General features: G+C 46.0%; 10 protein-coding genes. 5 read left to right on the forward strand and 5 right to left on the reverse strand.

The annotated features are described in order from the left end of the window. From SPICA_RS01795 to feoB, 4 genes are all read left to right on the forward strand, one after another. Positions 1 to 2466: a glycoside hydrolase family 94 protein gene (locus tag SPICA_RS01795; protein ID WP_013967832.1), complete on the forward strand. Its 2466-nt coding sequence runs from the start codon at positions 1 to 3 to the stop codon at positions 2464 to 2466. Positions 2467 to 2570: 104 nt separating this feature from the next. Next, positions 2571 to 3764 carry an endonuclease/exonuclease/phosphatase family protein gene (locus tag SPICA_RS01800; protein ID WP_013967833.1) on the forward strand — a complete coding sequence of 398 codons (1194 nt, stop codon included), beginning with the start codon at positions 2571 to 2573 and terminating at the stop codon, positions 3762 to 3764. Positions 3765 to 3964: 200 nt separating this feature from the next. Continuing rightward, the gene (locus tag SPICA_RS14600; RefSeq protein ID WP_013967834.1) at positions 3965 to 4402 is read left to right on the forward strand and encodes a FeoA family protein; all 438 of its coding nucleotides are present in this window, start codon (positions 3965 to 3967) and stop codon (positions 4400 to 4402) included. A 6-nt stretch (positions 4403 to 4408) separates the two neighbouring features. Continuing rightward, complete coding sequence (gene feoB, locus SPICA_RS01810; protein ID WP_013967835.1) at positions 4409 to 6547, forward strand: ferrous iron transport protein B; 2139 nt, start codon at positions 4409 to 4411, stop codon at positions 6545 to 6547. 144 nt (positions 6548 to 6691) lie between these two features. Here feoB and SPICA_RS01815 read toward each other — a convergent pair whose 3' ends face one another. The 4 genes from SPICA_RS01815 to SPICA_RS01830 all read right to left on the reverse strand — a co-directional run bounded on the left by SPICA_RS01815 (position 6692) and on the right by SPICA_RS01830 (position 13394). Continuing rightward, positions 6692 to 7582, reverse strand: coding sequence for an SDR family NAD(P)-dependent oxidoreductase (locus SPICA_RS01815; RefSeq protein WP_013967836.1), 891 nt, complete (start codon positions 7580 to 7582; stop codon positions 6692 to 6694). Positions 7583 to 7675: 93 nt separating this feature from the next. Beyond that, positions 7676 to 10069, reverse strand: coding sequence for a DNA translocase FtsK (locus SPICA_RS01820; protein WP_013967837.1), 2394 nt, complete (start codon positions 10067 to 10069; stop codon positions 7676 to 7678). 3 nt (positions 10070 to 10072) lie between these two features. Further along, on the reverse strand, positions 10073 to 12451 hold the full coding sequence (locus SPICA_RS01825) for a flagellar assembly lytic transglycosylase (protein WP_041396111.1): 2379 nt from the start codon (positions 12449 to 12451) through the stop codon (positions 10073 to 10075). Further along, positions 12375 to 13394: an Hsp70 family protein gene (locus tag SPICA_RS01830; protein WP_156789702.1), complete on the reverse strand. Its 1020-nt coding sequence runs from the start codon at positions 13392 to 13394 to the stop codon at positions 12375 to 12377. Before SPICA_RS01830 ends, SPICA_RS01825 begins: the two co-directional genes overlap by 77 nt. Positions 13395 to 13464: 70 nt before the next feature. On the opposite strand from SPICA_RS01830, the gene SPICA_RS01835 reads away from it, so the two are divergent. Continuing rightward, positions 13465 to 14844: a tetratricopeptide repeat protein gene (locus SPICA_RS01835; protein WP_013967840.1), complete on the forward strand. Its 1380-nt coding sequence runs from the start codon at positions 13465 to 13467 to the stop codon at positions 14842 to 14844. Positions 14845 to 14861: 17 nt separating this feature from the next. On the opposite strand, the gene SPICA_RS01840 is transcribed toward SPICA_RS01835, so the two are convergent. Next, the gene (locus tag SPICA_RS01840; RefSeq protein WP_215904900.1) at positions 14862 to 16109 is read right to left on the reverse strand and encodes a DNA recombination protein RmuC; all 1248 of its coding nucleotides are present in this window, start codon (positions 16107 to 16109) and stop codon (positions 14862 to 14864) included. Positions 16110 to 16207: the final 98 nt, after the last annotated feature.

A 16207-nucleotide genomic window follows, 5' to 3' on the forward strand; every position in this document is an offset into this window, starting at 1 on the left:
ATGCGTTTCGGAAATTTTAATGATACTTCTCGGGAATATGTTATCAACACTCCCCGGACTCCCCATCCCTGGATAAACTATCTGGGAACTGATGGTTTCTTTTCCCTTATTTCCAACACTGCCGGAGGATATTCCTTTTATCGGGATGCCCGGCTCAGGCGGCTTACCCGGTACCGGTACAATGATGTTCCCCAGGACAGCAATGGCCGGTACATCTATATTCAGGAACGGGCCCTTTCATCGGGGGCGAGTCTCGGAAAACTGAAGGGTGAACCCTGGAACCCCGGCTGGAAGCCGACAAAGACCGAACTCGATTTTTATGAATGCCGTCATGGTCTCGGCCGCACTACGATTATCGGTGAAAAAAACGGGCTTCGGGCAACAGTCCGGTACCTGGTGCCCATAGGAACCAATGCGGAACTCCAGGAACTGGTCCTTGAGAACACCAGCAAGGAAGAGAAAGCGGTCTGCATCCATTCCTTTGTAGAGTTTTGCCTCTGGAATGCCCTGGACGACTTTACCAATTTTCAGCGGAACCTTTCCACCGGACAGGTAGAGGTTGAGGGCTCAGCAATTTATCATGTTACGGAATATCGAGAGCGGCGAAACCACTATGCCTTTTTCTGGACCGATGCGGCCATTGCCGGGTTCGATTCAGACCGGGATGCCTTTATCGGTCGGGACGGTGACTTTACCCGGCCTGCGGCGGTGCTTCAGGGGGCAAGCTGGAATTCCATAGCTGACGGCTGGTCTCCGGTGGCAAGCCATCGCATCGAATGGACCCTTCAGCCTGGTGAAAAAAAACGGGCAGTCTTTATGCTCGGCTATATCGAAAACCCCCAACATGCAAAATGGGAAAAACCAGGGATTGTAAACAAAGAAAAAGCCCGTACACTCCAAAACCGTTTTTCTGACCCCGGTGCATTCCAGGCAGCTTGGGATGAACTTACCCGGTTCTGGGATGAAAAACTCTCCCATTTTTCCATTTCCAGCGGGGACGAAAAGCTGGACCGGATGGCAAACATCTGGAACCAGTACCAGTGTGTGGTTACCTACAACATGGCCCGCAGTGCCTCCTATTTCGAAAGCGGTATCGGCCGGGGAATCGGGTTCCGGGACACCTGTCAGGATATGCTTGGCTTTGTCCATCTCATGCCGGAAAAAGCCCGGGAACGGCTCTTTGATGTCGCATCAACCCAATTCCCCGATGGCGGAGCTTATCATCAGTTCCAGCCCCTCACCAAACGGGGTAATGCGGACATTGGCGGCAACTTTAATGATGACCCCTTGTGGCTTATCATTGGAGTAGCAGGATATCTTAAAGAAACCGGCGACTGGGATTTCCTCAAAGAATCGGTACCCTTTGATAATAACCCTGCAAATACCGCAAGTCTCTTTGAGCACCTGAAACGGTCCTTTCACCATGTAACCAATAATCTGGGGCCCCATGGCCTGCCCCTCATTGGCCGGGCAGACTGGAATGACTGTCTGAATCTGAACTGTTTTTCCACAGACCCCAATGATTCTTTCCAAACCAGTACGAATAAGGACGGAAAAACCGCTGAATCCATTCTGATTGCTCAGATGTTTCTCTATGCCGCCCCTGACTATATCGAAATCTGTAAACGCCTGGGGGACCATGAGGAAGCCAGGGCTGCGGAAACCGCTGCCCGCACCATGGAAACAGCCATTCTTGCCCATGGCTGGGATGGTCTGTGGTTCCTCCGGGCCTATGATGATGCAAGCCGTAAGGTTGGTTCCGCTGAATGTGAGGACGGTAAAATCTTTATCGAAACCCAGGGCTTCGGTGCCATGGCCCTCGTGGGCAATGACCGGGGATACCCGAAACAGGCACTGGACTCAGTTGCCAAACACTTGGACACCCCCCACGGTATTGTGATACTTGACCCACCCTATAAGGAATATCACCTGGAACTGGGAGAGGTTTCGTCCTATCCGCCGGGGTACAAGGAAAACGGTGGCATTTTCTGCCACAATAATCCCTGGGTCATGATTGGCGAAGTGCGTATCGGCCGGCCAGACCGGGCTTTTGAGTACTGGAAAAAAATCGCTCCCGCCTACCGGGAAGAAATCTCAGAGCTGCATCGGATGGAACCCTATGTCTATTCCCAGATGATTGCCGGAAAGGGGAGCCGACGCCATGGTGAAGCGAAAAACTCATGGCTCACCGGAACTGCCGCATGGAACTTTGTAGCCCTTTCCCAATGGATTGTCGGGGTTCGCCCGGCCTTCGACGGGCTCATCATCGAACCCCGTCTGCCGTCCCATGTAAAACATGCGGTAATCCAACGGTATTTCCGAGGAGCCCATTACCATATTACAGTGGAAAACCGTAAGAATGACGGCCCCATACAGCTCAGTGTTAACGGCAGTCTTCAGGCCGGTACGATGGTTCGAGCGGCATCCCCGGGTTCTACCGTACAGATTCTGGTAACAGTCGGCTAAACCTGTCAAAAGAGCCGGGGCTGAAAACCCGATCCGTTCCAGAAATCGGCGGTATACTAAAGCAGCCTCCTGTTTGTTGACCGTACTGTGGAAGGAGGACTTCCATGGTACGGTCTTTTTGCTTTAGGTTGATGTATATCCAGCGCCGCTTGAGGCCTTTGCTCTGGATTCTGCTTCTGCCCTCATTCTTTTTTAGCTGTGCCGGATGTGAAAACCCCTTTTCGGGGAAAAAGCTGCCAACTCATTTTAGTCTGGCGACCTGGAATCTCCAGGCTTTTTTTGACGGCCAGGAGATAGGGACTGAATATGCTGATTACCGATTAAAGGCATCCTGGAATGAGGTGTCCTATAAAAAACGGCTCCAAAATCTGGGGAATGTTCTGTCAAAATGGCCTGAGCCCCAGACCAAGGGAGCCGAGCATGGACCAGATATCTTCGCACTCATCGAAGTGGAGAATGCCGCAGTAGTTGAGGACCTCCGTTCCGGGCCCTTCGCTCAGTTCAAATATACCTACAGTGCTTTCGCAGCGAATCCCGGTGCCTCCCTTGGTCTGGGGCTCCTCAGCCGCTTTCCTATTATTGCAACAAAGACCCATTCTATGCAAACCGCTAGCTACAGTACTCCCCGGCCTATGCTGGAAGCAGAAATCGAGCTTTCTAAGGAGTCTCAGGAACGATTGCATCTTTTTGTATGTCACTGGAAATCAAAACTGGGCGACCCTGAAGATACGGAAGCACTGCGACGGGCCAGCGCTCAGCTTGTGAACCGCCGTATCGTAGAACTTGCAAGTGAATATACGAATGTCCAACCACTCATTTTAGTTGTCGGAGATCTGAATGAAAATGCAGATGAATATGCCCGTCAGGGATCTCGTTTTATTACAGCTCTTATGCCTACAGGTGCAAGTGCTGTTGCGGAAGTTTCCTCAGAGGCTAACCATGAAACCAATACTAATAGGTTCAATAGTATAGCTACTCGCCCCTGTTCATTCATCATTCTGACCGGTTCTCCCTCAATGGTATCAATACCAGATTCAGGACCTGTCACCCTCTATAGTCCTTGGTATACTGTTGTCTGGAATGGGTCCTATGCTTACCATGGTACCTGGGAAAGCATCGACCATATTTTGTTGTCTCCGGGGTTTTTTAACGGAATAGGCTGGGAATACACAGCGTTTTCAGTAATTGATTATACTCCTTTTAGCAATGAGGCAGGGTATCCTAACAGCTTTAATCCCCGTACTGGTAGCGGTGTTAGCGACCATTTGCCTATCATGGTTGATTTTCATCGCATATAACTATAAAAAATTAGTGGTAGTATCTTAGGTTGTTGACCATCTTGGAAATATGTTATATATTACTAACAAATAATGCCAAGAGGTATTGGTTTTTTTAAGCGCAATGTTAGCGAATTCTAACATTGTGCAAGTTTCTGGAGACTGTATAACACATAGTATTATTAGTCTCCATAATACCCTCTGGTGGGATGGAGGTTGTTATGTATTTATCTGATGCTCCTAATGGGGCGTCTTTTAGGGTACTTCGGGTTACCATCGGCAAAGAGGTGGGAAAACGTCTTGTCGATATGGGTTTTACTGAGGGAGCTGAAGGTGCAGTGGTTCGGGGAGGTATGTTCCGCGGGCCACTTCAGGTTCGCATCCGGGGTTATGACGTGCTTATTCGTCGTACTGAGGCAGCAGGTATAGAAGTAGAGCCTGTTGGCGACTGGACTGCAGCAGAGGATGCACATCGTTATTTTGGTCACTTTAACCGCTTTGGAAGAGGAAGGGGTTTTAGTGGTAGAGGTCGTCATGGAAGGTTTGGCTTTGGTCAAGGTGACTGTGAAGACTCTGATGGTAAAGTGAAAAGGTTTCGGACAGAGAGATCTAATGAGCCAGCTGATGAAAATCAGGACACTACAAACATGAGAGGATAACCAATAATGAACCGGAAAAAACTACGAATAGCTCTGGCGGGAAACCCCAATTCAGGTAAAACGACACTCTTTAATGCGCTCACCGGTTCCCATCATAAGGTCGGGAACTATCCGGGAGTAACGGTTGAAAAAAAAGAAGGCCAGCGCATTCGGGGAGACAAGGAATATCACTTTATTGACCTGCCTGGAATTTATAGTCTCACCGCTTATTCCATCGATGAGGTAGTAGCCAGGGATTTCCTGCTTGATGAAAAACCTGATCTAATTATAGATGTACTCGATTCTACGAATCTAGAACGTCATCTGTATCTTTGTCTGCAGTTCCAAGAATTGGGCATCCCGGTCATAGGTGCCCTCAATATGACCGATGAAGCGGAGGAGAAAGGTATTCGAGTAGATTCGGCGGAGCTCTCAAAAATATTAGGGATTCCCATGGTAAAAACTGTAGGTTCCCGGGGAACCGGTGTCGATGAGCTTTTAGATACGATTGATGAAATTCAGGAAAACCAGAAACCAGTGGACCGCTGTATCCGCTATGGAACTGAATTGGAAGAAAAGCTTCAGCGTCTGCAAAGCCTTATTAACCAGGATACTGAGTTTGCGGCAAAATTCCCCCCTCGTTGGCTTGCGGTTAAACTGTTAGAAAAGGATACCAATGCCTATGAACGACTTAAGGTACACTCTCAAGCTGAACTAATTGCTACGGAAGCCCGGTCGTCTATCAACTGGCTGGAAAAACATTACGGCAAGGATAATGAGATTGTTATTTCTGAACAGCGCTACGGCTATATCCGTGGTGCGGTAAAGGAATGTATCAAGATAATTAAAAAGCCCGACTTCAGTATCACCGAAGCCATCGATCGGGTTATCATGCATCCGGTACTTTCACTCCCAATCTTTGTGTTGATTTTATGGGGTGTTTTCCAGATTACCTTTACCCTGGGTGAATATCCGATGCTCTGGCTCGAGGGCTTTTTTAGCTGGCTTTCGGCAACACTCTCCAATGTACTCCCTGAGGGTGGTTTTAAGTCTCTCCTGATTGATGGGGTAATCGCTGGTGTCGGCGGAGTACTATCCTTTGTTCCCCTGATAGTCATTCTCTTCTTCCTGCTTTCGATTTTGGAAGATATCGGCTATATGTCCCGGGCTGCCTTTGCAACGGATAAGCTCCTGCATACCTTTGGGCTCCATGGGCAATCCATATTTCCCATGATGCTCGGGTTTGGCTGTTCTGTGCCTGCTATAATGGCTGCCCGGACCTTAAAAAGCCGCAGAGATCGGATTCTCACCATCCTTGTCATCCCCTTTATCAGCTGTGGTGCAAAACTGCCGGTTTATGTGTTGCTGGCGGCGGCCTTTTTCCCGAATAATCCAGCCCTTGCGGTTATGGCTATTTATGTAATTGGTGTGGTCCTTTCCTTATTTGCTGCCTTTGTTCTGAATCGGACCATATTACGGGGGGATCCAACACCCTTTGTGTTGGAACTACCGCCCTATCGAGCCCCCACCCCCCAGGGTATCCTCTGGCATGTGTGGGATAAAACCTGGCAGTATGCAAAGAAAGCTGGAACCGTTATTTTAGCCGCTTCTATCCTCATCTGGGCAATCACTACGTTCCCTGCAAAGTCCCTATCTGAAGCACAGCGTCAGAACCTTGAACAGGCCTTTGTGGCTTCCCATCCTGAAGCTGATTCGGAAACTATAGAAGCCTACCTTGCGGTGCAGGAATCAGAATACCGCTTGGCTCATAGTTTTGCCGGCCAGATAGGCCGGTTCATGGAACCAGTCTTTAAGCCCTTGGGCTTTGACTGGAAAATCTCCGTCGCCATGGTAACCGGTTTTGCAGCTAAAGAGGTGATTGTTTCCACCCTGGGTATTTTGTATGGGGTTGGACAGGAGGAGACTGAAGAATCGGAAAGTCTCCACGCTGCCCTTCAGCAAGATCCTGTCTGGAATCCCCTCGTAGCCTTTGTGCTCATGCTTTTTGTATTGGTTATTCCGCCCTGTTTTGCTGCCCAGGCAACCATACGAGCTGAGCTTGGCTGGTCCTGGTGGGCTTTCTCGGTAGTTTCACTGGTTGTGTTTGGCTGGTTATTAAGCTTTGTAATTTACCAGCTTGGTCTATTGAGTGGGGTACTTTTATGAATTGGTTTGATGTTCTTGGAGTAGGGGCCGCTCTTGCCGCAGCAGCACTGTTTGTGCTATTTCGGATTATTCGTTTTGTACGTCGTAAGCGGCCGTCCTGCTGCAGCTGATGAATTCCCCAGCTTTTATCAATTATTGCTTTTATTACTTTGTGAGCTCTAGAGTTTGGTCCGGCTCTTTATAGGGCCGGACAAGAAACTTGTTGGCAAAGCGGGCACTGTTCACCGGTCCTACTAAGATACTGGCCCATCGCTGAAGTTTCCAATTCAACCGAGGAATACTGTAAGCCTTGCCCTGACAGGCTTTTTTTAGGCAAAAAGTGGTTGTTTTATCGGCGCTCCATCCATGGGCTACCTTGAGCCGTACCCCTTCAGAAGCAACTTGAGCAAATTCGCTGTCCACTGATCCGGGACACAAGGCATGAACCCGGATGCCCCGGGAAGCCCATTCGGTTGCGATACCTATGGAGAAGGAAAGGACATAGGCCTTTGTGGCAGCATATACTGCAAAACCTCCCAGGGGTGCAAAACCTGCAAGACTCGCTATATTAATAACAAGAGATCCTCTGGTAAGGAAGGGCGAGAAACGGTAACAGGATTCGGTCAAAGCCCGGCAGTTCAAATCGATCTGGCCCAATTGCCGGTCCATATTGATGACCGTAAAGGGGCCATAGGTGCCGTAGCCCGCATTATTTATCAGAATGGTAAGTGGTTTTCCCCTTTCACGGGCCTTGTCTGCCAGGCTCGCAATTGCATTCGGGGCTATTAAATCCAGACTGAAGGTACGGATGATGAGGGTTTTTTCATCATCCCTAGTACTGTAGGCAGCCTGCAATTCTTCAGCCAGAGCAGATAACCGGTCTCCCCGTCGTGCTACAAGCCACAGTTCATCAAAGTAGGGTAAGCCCCGATAGCGTTCCTTACCGGACGCGGCGGCTGCAAGGCGGCGTGCAAAGGCTGCCCCGATCCCTGATGATGCACCGGTTACCAGGGCTATGCCGCCCGTGCCTTTAATGAGTTTTTCATCTTCTTCCATAACACCTTCCTTTACCCCTCATCCTTTAAGGGCTTTGTAATGTTATTTTTAGACATTGTACGTGTTTATGTTATGGGTATACCTTGTCTCCGGCTATTGGCCCCGGAGAAGTTCCCGGGGCTTCGAGCCCTGGGCTGGCCCCACAATACCCCGTTCTTCCATCATCTCCACAATCCGGGCGGCACGATTATAGCCAATTTTCAGCCGCCGCTGTATGTAGCTGGCGCTGGCCTTCCCCTGCTGATAGACAATTTCCAGGGCCTTTTCATAGAGTGGATCATCTCCCTCATCAAAAAGAGAAGGTTCTGCCTCTTCTTCATCTTCGTCATAAAAGATCTCATCATCAATATAGTCTGGTTCTCCAAGACCTTTTACATACTCTACAACCCGTTCTACCTCTTCTTCAGATACAAAGGCCCCCTGCATACGGACCGGGAAGGGATCCACTGCTCCTGCATAGAGCATGTCCCCTTTCCCAAGGAGTTTCTCCGCTCCTACCATATCGATGATGATACGGCTGTCCATTTTGCTGGCCACCATAAAAGCGATACGGCTCGGAATATTTGCCTTAATGAGCCCCGTTATGACATCAATGGAAGGCCGCTGAGTTGCCAGCACCAGGTGAATACCGACAGCCCGGCTCATGGCCGCCAGTCGCGCCACGGTGGATTCCAACTCTTTGCCGGTGGTGGCCATCAGGTCCGCAAATTCATCAATCACTACCACGATATAGGGCAGGCGCTCCGTGGCAATGTTGCGCTCCTTGATCCGCTTGTTATAACTGCGGATATCCCGGACCCCCATGGAATCCAGGAGGGCATAGCGACGCTCCATTTCATAGATACAGTACTGCAAAGCCTGAAAGGCCCGCTTTGGTTCTGTGATAACCGGCGTTAAAAGGTGAGGAATATCATTATACAATTTAAGTTCTACAATTTTTGGGTCGATGAGCATAAGCCTGACTTCGGCAGGAGACCGCTGGTACAGGATCGATAGAATCATGGAATTCACACAGACCGATTTCCCCGAACCGGTAGCTCCTGCAATAAGCAGGTGTGGTGTCTGTACCAGGTCTATGGTCTGGGCTTCGCCGGTAATATCCTTCCCCAGGATAACCGGAATTTCCATCCGTTTGCCCTCCCGGTGTAGTTCTCCTTCTATCATTTCTCGGAATGACACAATATTTCGTTTGCGGTTTGGAACTTCAATTCCCACTGCATGCTTCCCCGGGATTGGCGCAACGATACGGACAGAACTAGCCGCAAGCCGGAGGGCGATATTGTCCTGCAGGTTTACAATTTTTGAAAGTTTAACTCCCGGTGCAGGGAGTATTTCGAACATGGTAATAACCGGTCCCTTGCGGATACCTGTTACTTCTGCCTGAATGTTGAATTCCTTGAGTGTTTCCTTAAGGATCACCGCTGCATCCCGAGTAGCCTGGTCGATAATCCAGTACTGGCCGTCTGGGTATGCCGTCAAGAGGCCCTCTACCGGTACATGGTAGTTGGTAATGGGAAAATCGTTCTTTTTTTGGGTTACAGGTTTATCCGCAGGTGCTTCGGTTTGGTGTATGTTCCGCTCAGCTTCCTTTTCCCGTTCTATTGCCTCGGCGAGTTTTTCCGCTTCCGTTAAGGCCTGTTTTAAGTCCTTATCTACTTCATGAATCTCACTCTGAATAATAACTGGGTCAGTAAACTGAATGGTCTTCTTGTCTTGTTCTGTGGTTGTATCCTGATCATTCTCTTGGGCCTCTCGTTCTGCTGTCTTTTGCAATACTTCTTCATCTGTATCAGAGGTTGCGTTTCTGGATACCTCAAGAGCCGTGTCCTTGGATTTGTCTAGGGCTGTCTGAAAGGATTTATATGCTTCTTTACTTGCTAAAGGTTTTGTTTCTGGAAGCTCAAATATGACTGAATCTACTGGTTCGATTGCAGGTTGAAGTTCTTCAAGTACAGGATGTGTGTTGGACGGCTCTTCAAGTAACCTTAACCGCAGAGGTTCATGGGTGGATGGTTTTATAATTGGTGCTTTAGTCTCTCTGCTTATAATTGTGTGATCTGCGATTAATCTGGTAATCCACATAAGGATAAAGAATTCTATTAGTAGGATAAGGAGGATGCTGAGTACTATACCTATTCTTCCTAAAAGGGACAAAATAGAATAGGCAAAAAGCAGCTGATCATAATTATTAAATATATTTAAGCCTACGGTAAGCGTAAAAAAGGGGATAATACTGGCCGTAAGGGCAAAAATTTTGTCTGGCCTATAATAATTATCCGATAGCAGTAAGGCCGCAATAAACAAATAGATTGGGAGCCAATAAGAAAGAATTCCATAAGCATCAATACAAAATTGACCGATTTTTACTATTAAAAACGGTAACGCAAGATATGCGCTAGTGATTGCCAGGGCGAGGATTAGGCTCGCGGATCCCAGGATTACTGATAAAGTTAGCGCTGTTTTGCTTGGATGTATAGGCCGTGCCACGGATTATCGAGCCTCCACTGTAATTTTCTGTATAGGGAATATATCGGCAAAAATAGCTTCCATCGACATATGAAAATAGAGGTATCCATATATCGCTGCAGCAGCAAGTACTTTTCTGCTATATTCCCGTGTTTCGGTGATCGGTATGGTTTCAAGAAAGAGATCTTCTACAAGACTTTTCTGGCTAGATCTCCAGTTTCTGACCCGGGTCATTCCGCCGTTATAGGACGCCAGAGCAAGTAAAGGGCTTCCTGTTCTTTCTATTAGATAGGAAAGATACCAAGCCCCGATAAAGAGATTTGTTTCTGGATCTTCCAGTTCTTTTTCATTGGTAATAGAAAACTCAGGTCCTCCTTCCCGTTGTATTCTCCATGTGGCATCTTTTGCAGTGGCGAGCATCAGTTGGGTAAGCCCTGTAGCTCCGGCATGGGATTTAACATCAGGAATAAAGGCGCTTTCTGTTCGTACTAGTCCGTAAAATATTTCAAGGGGAATCTTATGCTGTTTTGCTATTGGTTCCATAAGATCCCGAAAGGGTAATGGATAGAGTAATTGATAATCATTTCTGGTCGGTTCGTAATTTGGTTTGGAAAAGAGGGTCTTGGACACCAGTTGTATTTGATCTCCCCATCGGTTATGGCTCTTTAAGAGTTCTGCCAACCGATGAATGTCTTCTGGTGTTAATTGATCTTTATATTCCAGAATGTAAGGTAATGCAATATCCGCAGCTCCCCAGGTGAAAAAGCCAGAAAGATATATCATAAGTGGATCAACATCCTCTTTTTTGGTCTTTTTCGTATCTGTGTGAGCATCCGAAGGTATAGATTGGGGCTCAGGGATTACCTGAAGTTGTGTTCCTAAAAATGCTGATGCAAGGCTGCGGTAATAGAGGGAAGCCTTATCGGTCTCAAAGGCTACTTTGTACAATTCTGTTGCAACAAAGGAACGACTGCTTCCTGCAGGAATTCCGAGGAAGAGAAATTGGTCTTTTAGAGGAAAGTACCCTTCTGTAATTGCCCGTGCAAGGATATATGCATAACGTGCTTGTATAGGACTATCTGCTTTTTGATAAATAATGGTAAAAATATCTGCAAGCTCATTCCACTTATGATCAGTTATATAACTGGTACAAATTTTGTCCAAAAGATCATCAAAATAGGATGGATTCGACCAAATAGGGATGAGTGTTTCAAGGGTTTTTATAAAATTGATTTTATCTGATTCTAGTGTTGTATCTAAAATATACCAAATACATGCGTCACGTTGCTGAGGATCTGGAGCAAGGGGTAGAGCTTTATCAAAATAATTCAATGCATCTGAATACTGTTTAATTTGTCGAGCCATCCGCCCTGTAAAAAAAAGAAGCATAAATCGAATTTTATTTTTATCATTATTGGTTATTAAGGCGCTCGTAGTCTGTCCAGATAGTATCGTTGCTTCCCAGTCTGCAAATAGCTTTATTCCTTCTTTTGTGGCACCACTGAATTGGTAGGCCTTTCCAAGATCTGCTAAAAGATCCGGATAGGCTTCAAAGAGTTCCCTGTTGCGGCGTAGTGCCTGGTTAAAGTAATAAAGGGCATCTCCATAGGATCGATCAAGTATAAACAATCTTCCTCGAATTGCATTAGTTATCGTTTGTGGTAGGTAAATATCCTGAGCCTTTTGTATTTTTTCAAACAAATTACGAGATGTTTCTGTTACGGGACCAATCAAGAAAAAGGAAGTTATCCTATTTATAATATCTTGATTCTTAGGTTCTAATGCGAGTTGGGAAAAAAGACCTAGTCCTTGTTCTTGTACTGATAAAGAAGTTATATCTATATTTTTTTGAAGAGTACATACCTCCCGATAGATGCCCATAGTAAAATATATTTCTGTCAACAGTCTACGATACCAATCTTGAGTTACCATTTGAGGGGAGTGCCCTGTCTGTTGGAGAATTTTCAAAGCTAAATCTATTTGGTTATTATTTAATAACAGGGGGATGAGGGTTGTAAGCCTTTCTTTCTGAAGATACATTGAGTTCTTTTCAGGCATAACCATTAATGCAGAGATACCTCGTGCTGTATCTCCCCTTTTTAGTAATTTTAAGCCAATATAAAAAGGTGCATCTGGTCCTAAAACGGTCAATTCATGCATTTGGGATGGATCAACAGAACTCAAAAAATCGTAATTATCTTTTTGTAGTAATGTTACAATTTCAGTGATAGGTTTACTAAACACTACATCAGCCTTACAGTTAGTAAGGCTGAAAAAGAAAAACGGTACAAGAAATAAAAAAGATCCCTGAAAATTAAGAAGAATCTTATGGTTTTGGCGGAATCCTAATAGTAGTACCAGAAATAATAAGATCAGGATTACGAATTTTATTAAACCGAGCAATACGGGGATAAAGCCAAGGATTACGATAAAAAGCCTCCGATATGTCCCAAAGGGTGTCACCCCAGCGAATTTTATAAGGTGCGCCTTCTTTAGGTATGGTGAGGGGGACCTTATATGAAGAAACCGGAGCTGGCGGTCTAGTCCGAGCAGGTTTTGCTTGCACTGCTGGTTGTGACGGTGAAACTTCAACCACTACTTCGGGCTTTTTCTCTTCTGTTGTATCAGTACTATTAGTTTCCTGAACAACAGTTCTTGGTTCTAGAGCTTCCACCGGTTCAGAACTTTTCACTGGCTCTGCAACAGTATCACCAGTAGTTGGTTGTACAGTGATTTCTTGCTGATCCCTCTTGCTAACAGTATTGTTAAACATAAATAGATATAGCAGAAGGGCTATCAGAATGACAATGCCTAAACCTATGAGGATTGGAATGATGGGGAATGGCTTTTTCTGTTCTTCCCGATCTCGAATTACCGAAGCCCGTTCATATAACCCAATTGGAGGTTGTTCTTCATGAGTTTCTAATTCAAAATCAGGAAGGTCATAAGTTTCCGATTGTTCTAGTGCTTTTAGGGAGACAGTCAATTGGTGTCGTTCTAAATCATTTTTATCATCTAAATCGACCGCTTCTGCAATAAGCTCTTCTGAATCCCGAGATGTAATTGTCATCTCTATAGAAGGTTCACCCTTTGGTTTTGGAGTAATGTGTTCTATAACTAAGCTCCCAATATATTCTGCATCGGACATGCTTTTAGATTCGCTTTTATATACATCAATCTGGACACTTTCTTGCCCATCATGGACGGTTGTTAAAATAAGACGTTTCTTTACTGAGGTGCCCTCTTCCAGTATAGGATAAAATTCCCCGTTTGCGATCTTTATTCCAATACTCGCCGCCATGAATTTCACTCCTTTTATACTTATTACGTTAACTTTAGACGGCATATACACCTTTGTCAATGCTGAAATCATTTATTCTCTTGACGCTTAGGCCTTCGCTATCGATAATGGGAATATGATAGGAATTGTTTCTGTTCTTCTGGTTATCATTTTGCTTGTATCTGTTCTTTTAATAGCCTTAGCCATCTCTGGAAGAAAAACAGCAAAGACAGGGGATACGAAACGGAAAAAACGTAATAAAAGTCGGGAATCTCTTATTCGTGACGCTACAAAACGGCTTGCACAAAATCCCAAAGATCCGGAAGCCCTACTAACTCTGGGTGATTTGTACTATCAGGATCAGGTATGGGATAAAGCGTATAAAACCTATGAAACCCTGGTTGAACTTTGTGGTACTAATCCTGAACTGAATGAATTTGAGATCAATATGCGCTTTGGGATGGCGGCTCTCAAGCTTAATCTTGTTGAGGATGCCTATAAAGGGCTTGTTATAGCCCGAAGCCTTCAACAAAACAACTTTGAGGTTAACTATAATCTGGGAGTCCTTGAGTTTCAGAAGAAAAATTATGAAAAGGCTGTTCAGCTTTTACAACAGGCCAGGACCCAAGACCCCGAACATGCCTTAACATTACGTTATCTTGGTCATTGTTATTTTAAATTGCATAAGTATCGGGAAAGTCTGGTAATATTGCGTAAGGCTGTAGACTTAGTTCCTGATGATAAAGAGTCAATTTATGCCATGGGTGAATGTTACTACGAACTAGGGCAGGCAGAGCAAGCCATTAAAATATTTACCCATCTCAGACCCGATCCGGTATTGGGTCCCAGTGCCTGTCTTTTTGCTGGGACGATTCACCTCAATCAACATCAATTTACCAAAGCAATTATGGATTTTGAAATTGGTCTCAAACATGAAAATATAAAAAATGAAATACAAGTGGAATTAAAATACCGTCTCGCGATGGCTTATCTACGACAACAAGAAATAGGCAGAGCCCTTAGTTATCTCAAAGATATACAGGTTACAAATCCCAATTATAAAGATGTTCCGACACTTATTGGAAAATACCAAGAACTTAATTCGAATAAAAATCTGCAAATATACCTTATGGCGTCGACCGGTGATTTTGTTACCCTCTGCCGCAAGGTTGTACTCAGTTTTTTCCCAAAAGCAAAGGTGAAAATAACTAACATTTCGGTTAATAAAAATGAATGGGTCGATATCCTTACCGATGTAGATACCCCAAAATGGGCCGATGTGGTTATGTTTCGTTTTATTCGGAGTATCGGTTCTGTGGGAGAACTTATAGTGAGGGATTTTCATGCACAACTCAAGGATGTTAAGGCTGGAAAAGGCTACTGTATCACTGCCGGCACTTTTACCGACGAGGCAAAAAAATTCGTAGAAGCCCGCCTCATCGACCTGTATGACAAAGATAAGCTGGGGGGCTTGCTCAAAGGGGTAGATGCAACTACCACCCAGCTTGAAATATAGGTGCTTCTGGTTCTCGATCAATCAGCGGACCCGAAATCGGGCAGCCCCGGTAACGCTTGTGTTACCCTTTCCGGCTCCTGCAGTTGTTCAGCCTTCTTAAGTTTTCCCTGTATGGTGCGGGATTTTTTATCCGCCAGGTCTACCGTATCTGCTGCTTCCTGTAATTTCTTTCTGGTTTTATCTAAAAGTGCTCCAAATTTCTCAAATTCTGTTTTTACCAGGCTCAAAGTCCGCCATACTTCGGTGGTTCGCTGTTCAACCGCCAGGGTTCGGAAGCCCATCTGTAGGCTGTTGATCATAGCCGCTAGGGTTGTCGGTCCTGCAATCACCACCCGAAACTCCCGCTGAAGGCTCTCCGCGAGGCCCGGCCGAGACAGGATTTCTGCAAAAAGCCCCTCCGACGGAAGAAAGAGGATTCCGAAATCGGTCGTATAGGGTGGATGGATATATTTTTCGTAAATATCCTTGGCAGAAATTTTAAGCCGCCGTTCCAAAAGCTTGCCAGCCTCTTCACTGGCAAGGCTATCACCGTTTTCACGGGCGCTTACGAGCCGTTCATAATCCTCTTTAGGGAATTTAGCATCGATGGGAAGCAGTACAGGTCTGTCTTTTATTCCTTCCCCAGCGCTTCCAGCAGTACCGGCAGAGCCGGCAGAGCCGGCAGAGCCGGCAGAGCCTGGCAGTCGAATTGCAACTTCAACCCGTTCCTGACTTCCTGGCTGCATTGCTGCATTGAGTTCATATTGATGTGGTGCCAGAAGGTCCTGGATAATCGAAATGAGTTGGACTTCGCCCCAGGTCCCACGATTTTTTACATTGACAAGCACCCGTTTCAGGTCTCCAACCCCGGCGGCCAGGGCCCGCATTTCTCCAAGACCAGCCTGAACCTGTTCAAGCCGGTCCCCTACTAATTTAAAGGATTCACCAAGCCGCTTTTCAAGGGTTTCATGAAGTTTGTCATCCACAGTTTTACGTATCTGTTCAAGCCGTGCCGCATTATCGGTTTGCAGGTCCCGCAGTTTTCGATCCACGGTCTCCCGAAGCTGTTCCATTTTCTGGTCATTGCCCTGCCCAAAACGGGCTATTTCCTGGCGCAACGCGGCCAGTTGACTGGCTTCCAATTCCATTATTTTTGTCAAATTGTGGGCCAGTTCTGACCGGGTTCCCCGTAATTCTTCCTGCAGACTCCGCTCAAGCCGATCCTGAGCCTGGGTTAGAGTTATAAGATGAGGATTCCCGTCTTTAGGCCGTAATCTTAAGATCAAAATAATAAAAAAAGTTAGAAAGAATAGGCCACTCAAAAAAAATACGATGAAAATTGTGTCCATAGATACGCATTATATCTAAAACTGTATTATTATAA

Source organism: Gracilinema caldarium DSM 7334, assembly GCF_000219725.1.
GTDB lineage: Bacteria > Spirochaetota > Spirochaetia > Treponematales > Breznakiellaceae > Gracilinema > Gracilinema caldarium.

Coding starts and splice junctions, on each gene's coding strand:
- SPICA_RS01795 (WP_013967832.1), top strand. CDS start 1: ATGCGTTTCGGAAATTTTAATGATACTTCTCGGGAATATGTTATCAAC.
- SPICA_RS01800 (WP_013967833.1), top strand. CDS start 2,571: ATGGTACGGTCTTTTTGCTTTAGGTTGATGTATATCCAGCGCCGCTTG.
- SPICA_RS14600 (WP_013967834.1), top strand. CDS start 3,965: ATGTATTTATCTGATGCTCCTAATGGGGCGTCTTTTAGGGTACTTCGG.
- feoB (WP_013967835.1), top strand. CDS start 4,409: ATGAACCGGAAAAAACTACGAATAGCTCTGGCGGGAAACCCCAATTCA.
- SPICA_RS01815 (WP_013967836.1), bottom strand. CDS start 7,582: ATGGAAGAAGATGAAAAACTCATTAAAGGCACGGGCGGCATAGCCCTG.
- SPICA_RS01830 (WP_156789702.1), bottom strand. CDS start 13,394: ATGCCGTCTAAAGTTAACGTAATAAGTATAAAAGGAGTGAAATTCATG.
- SPICA_RS01835 (WP_013967840.1), top strand. CDS start 13,465: ATGATAGGAATTGTTTCTGTTCTTCTGGTTATCATTTTGCTTGTATCT.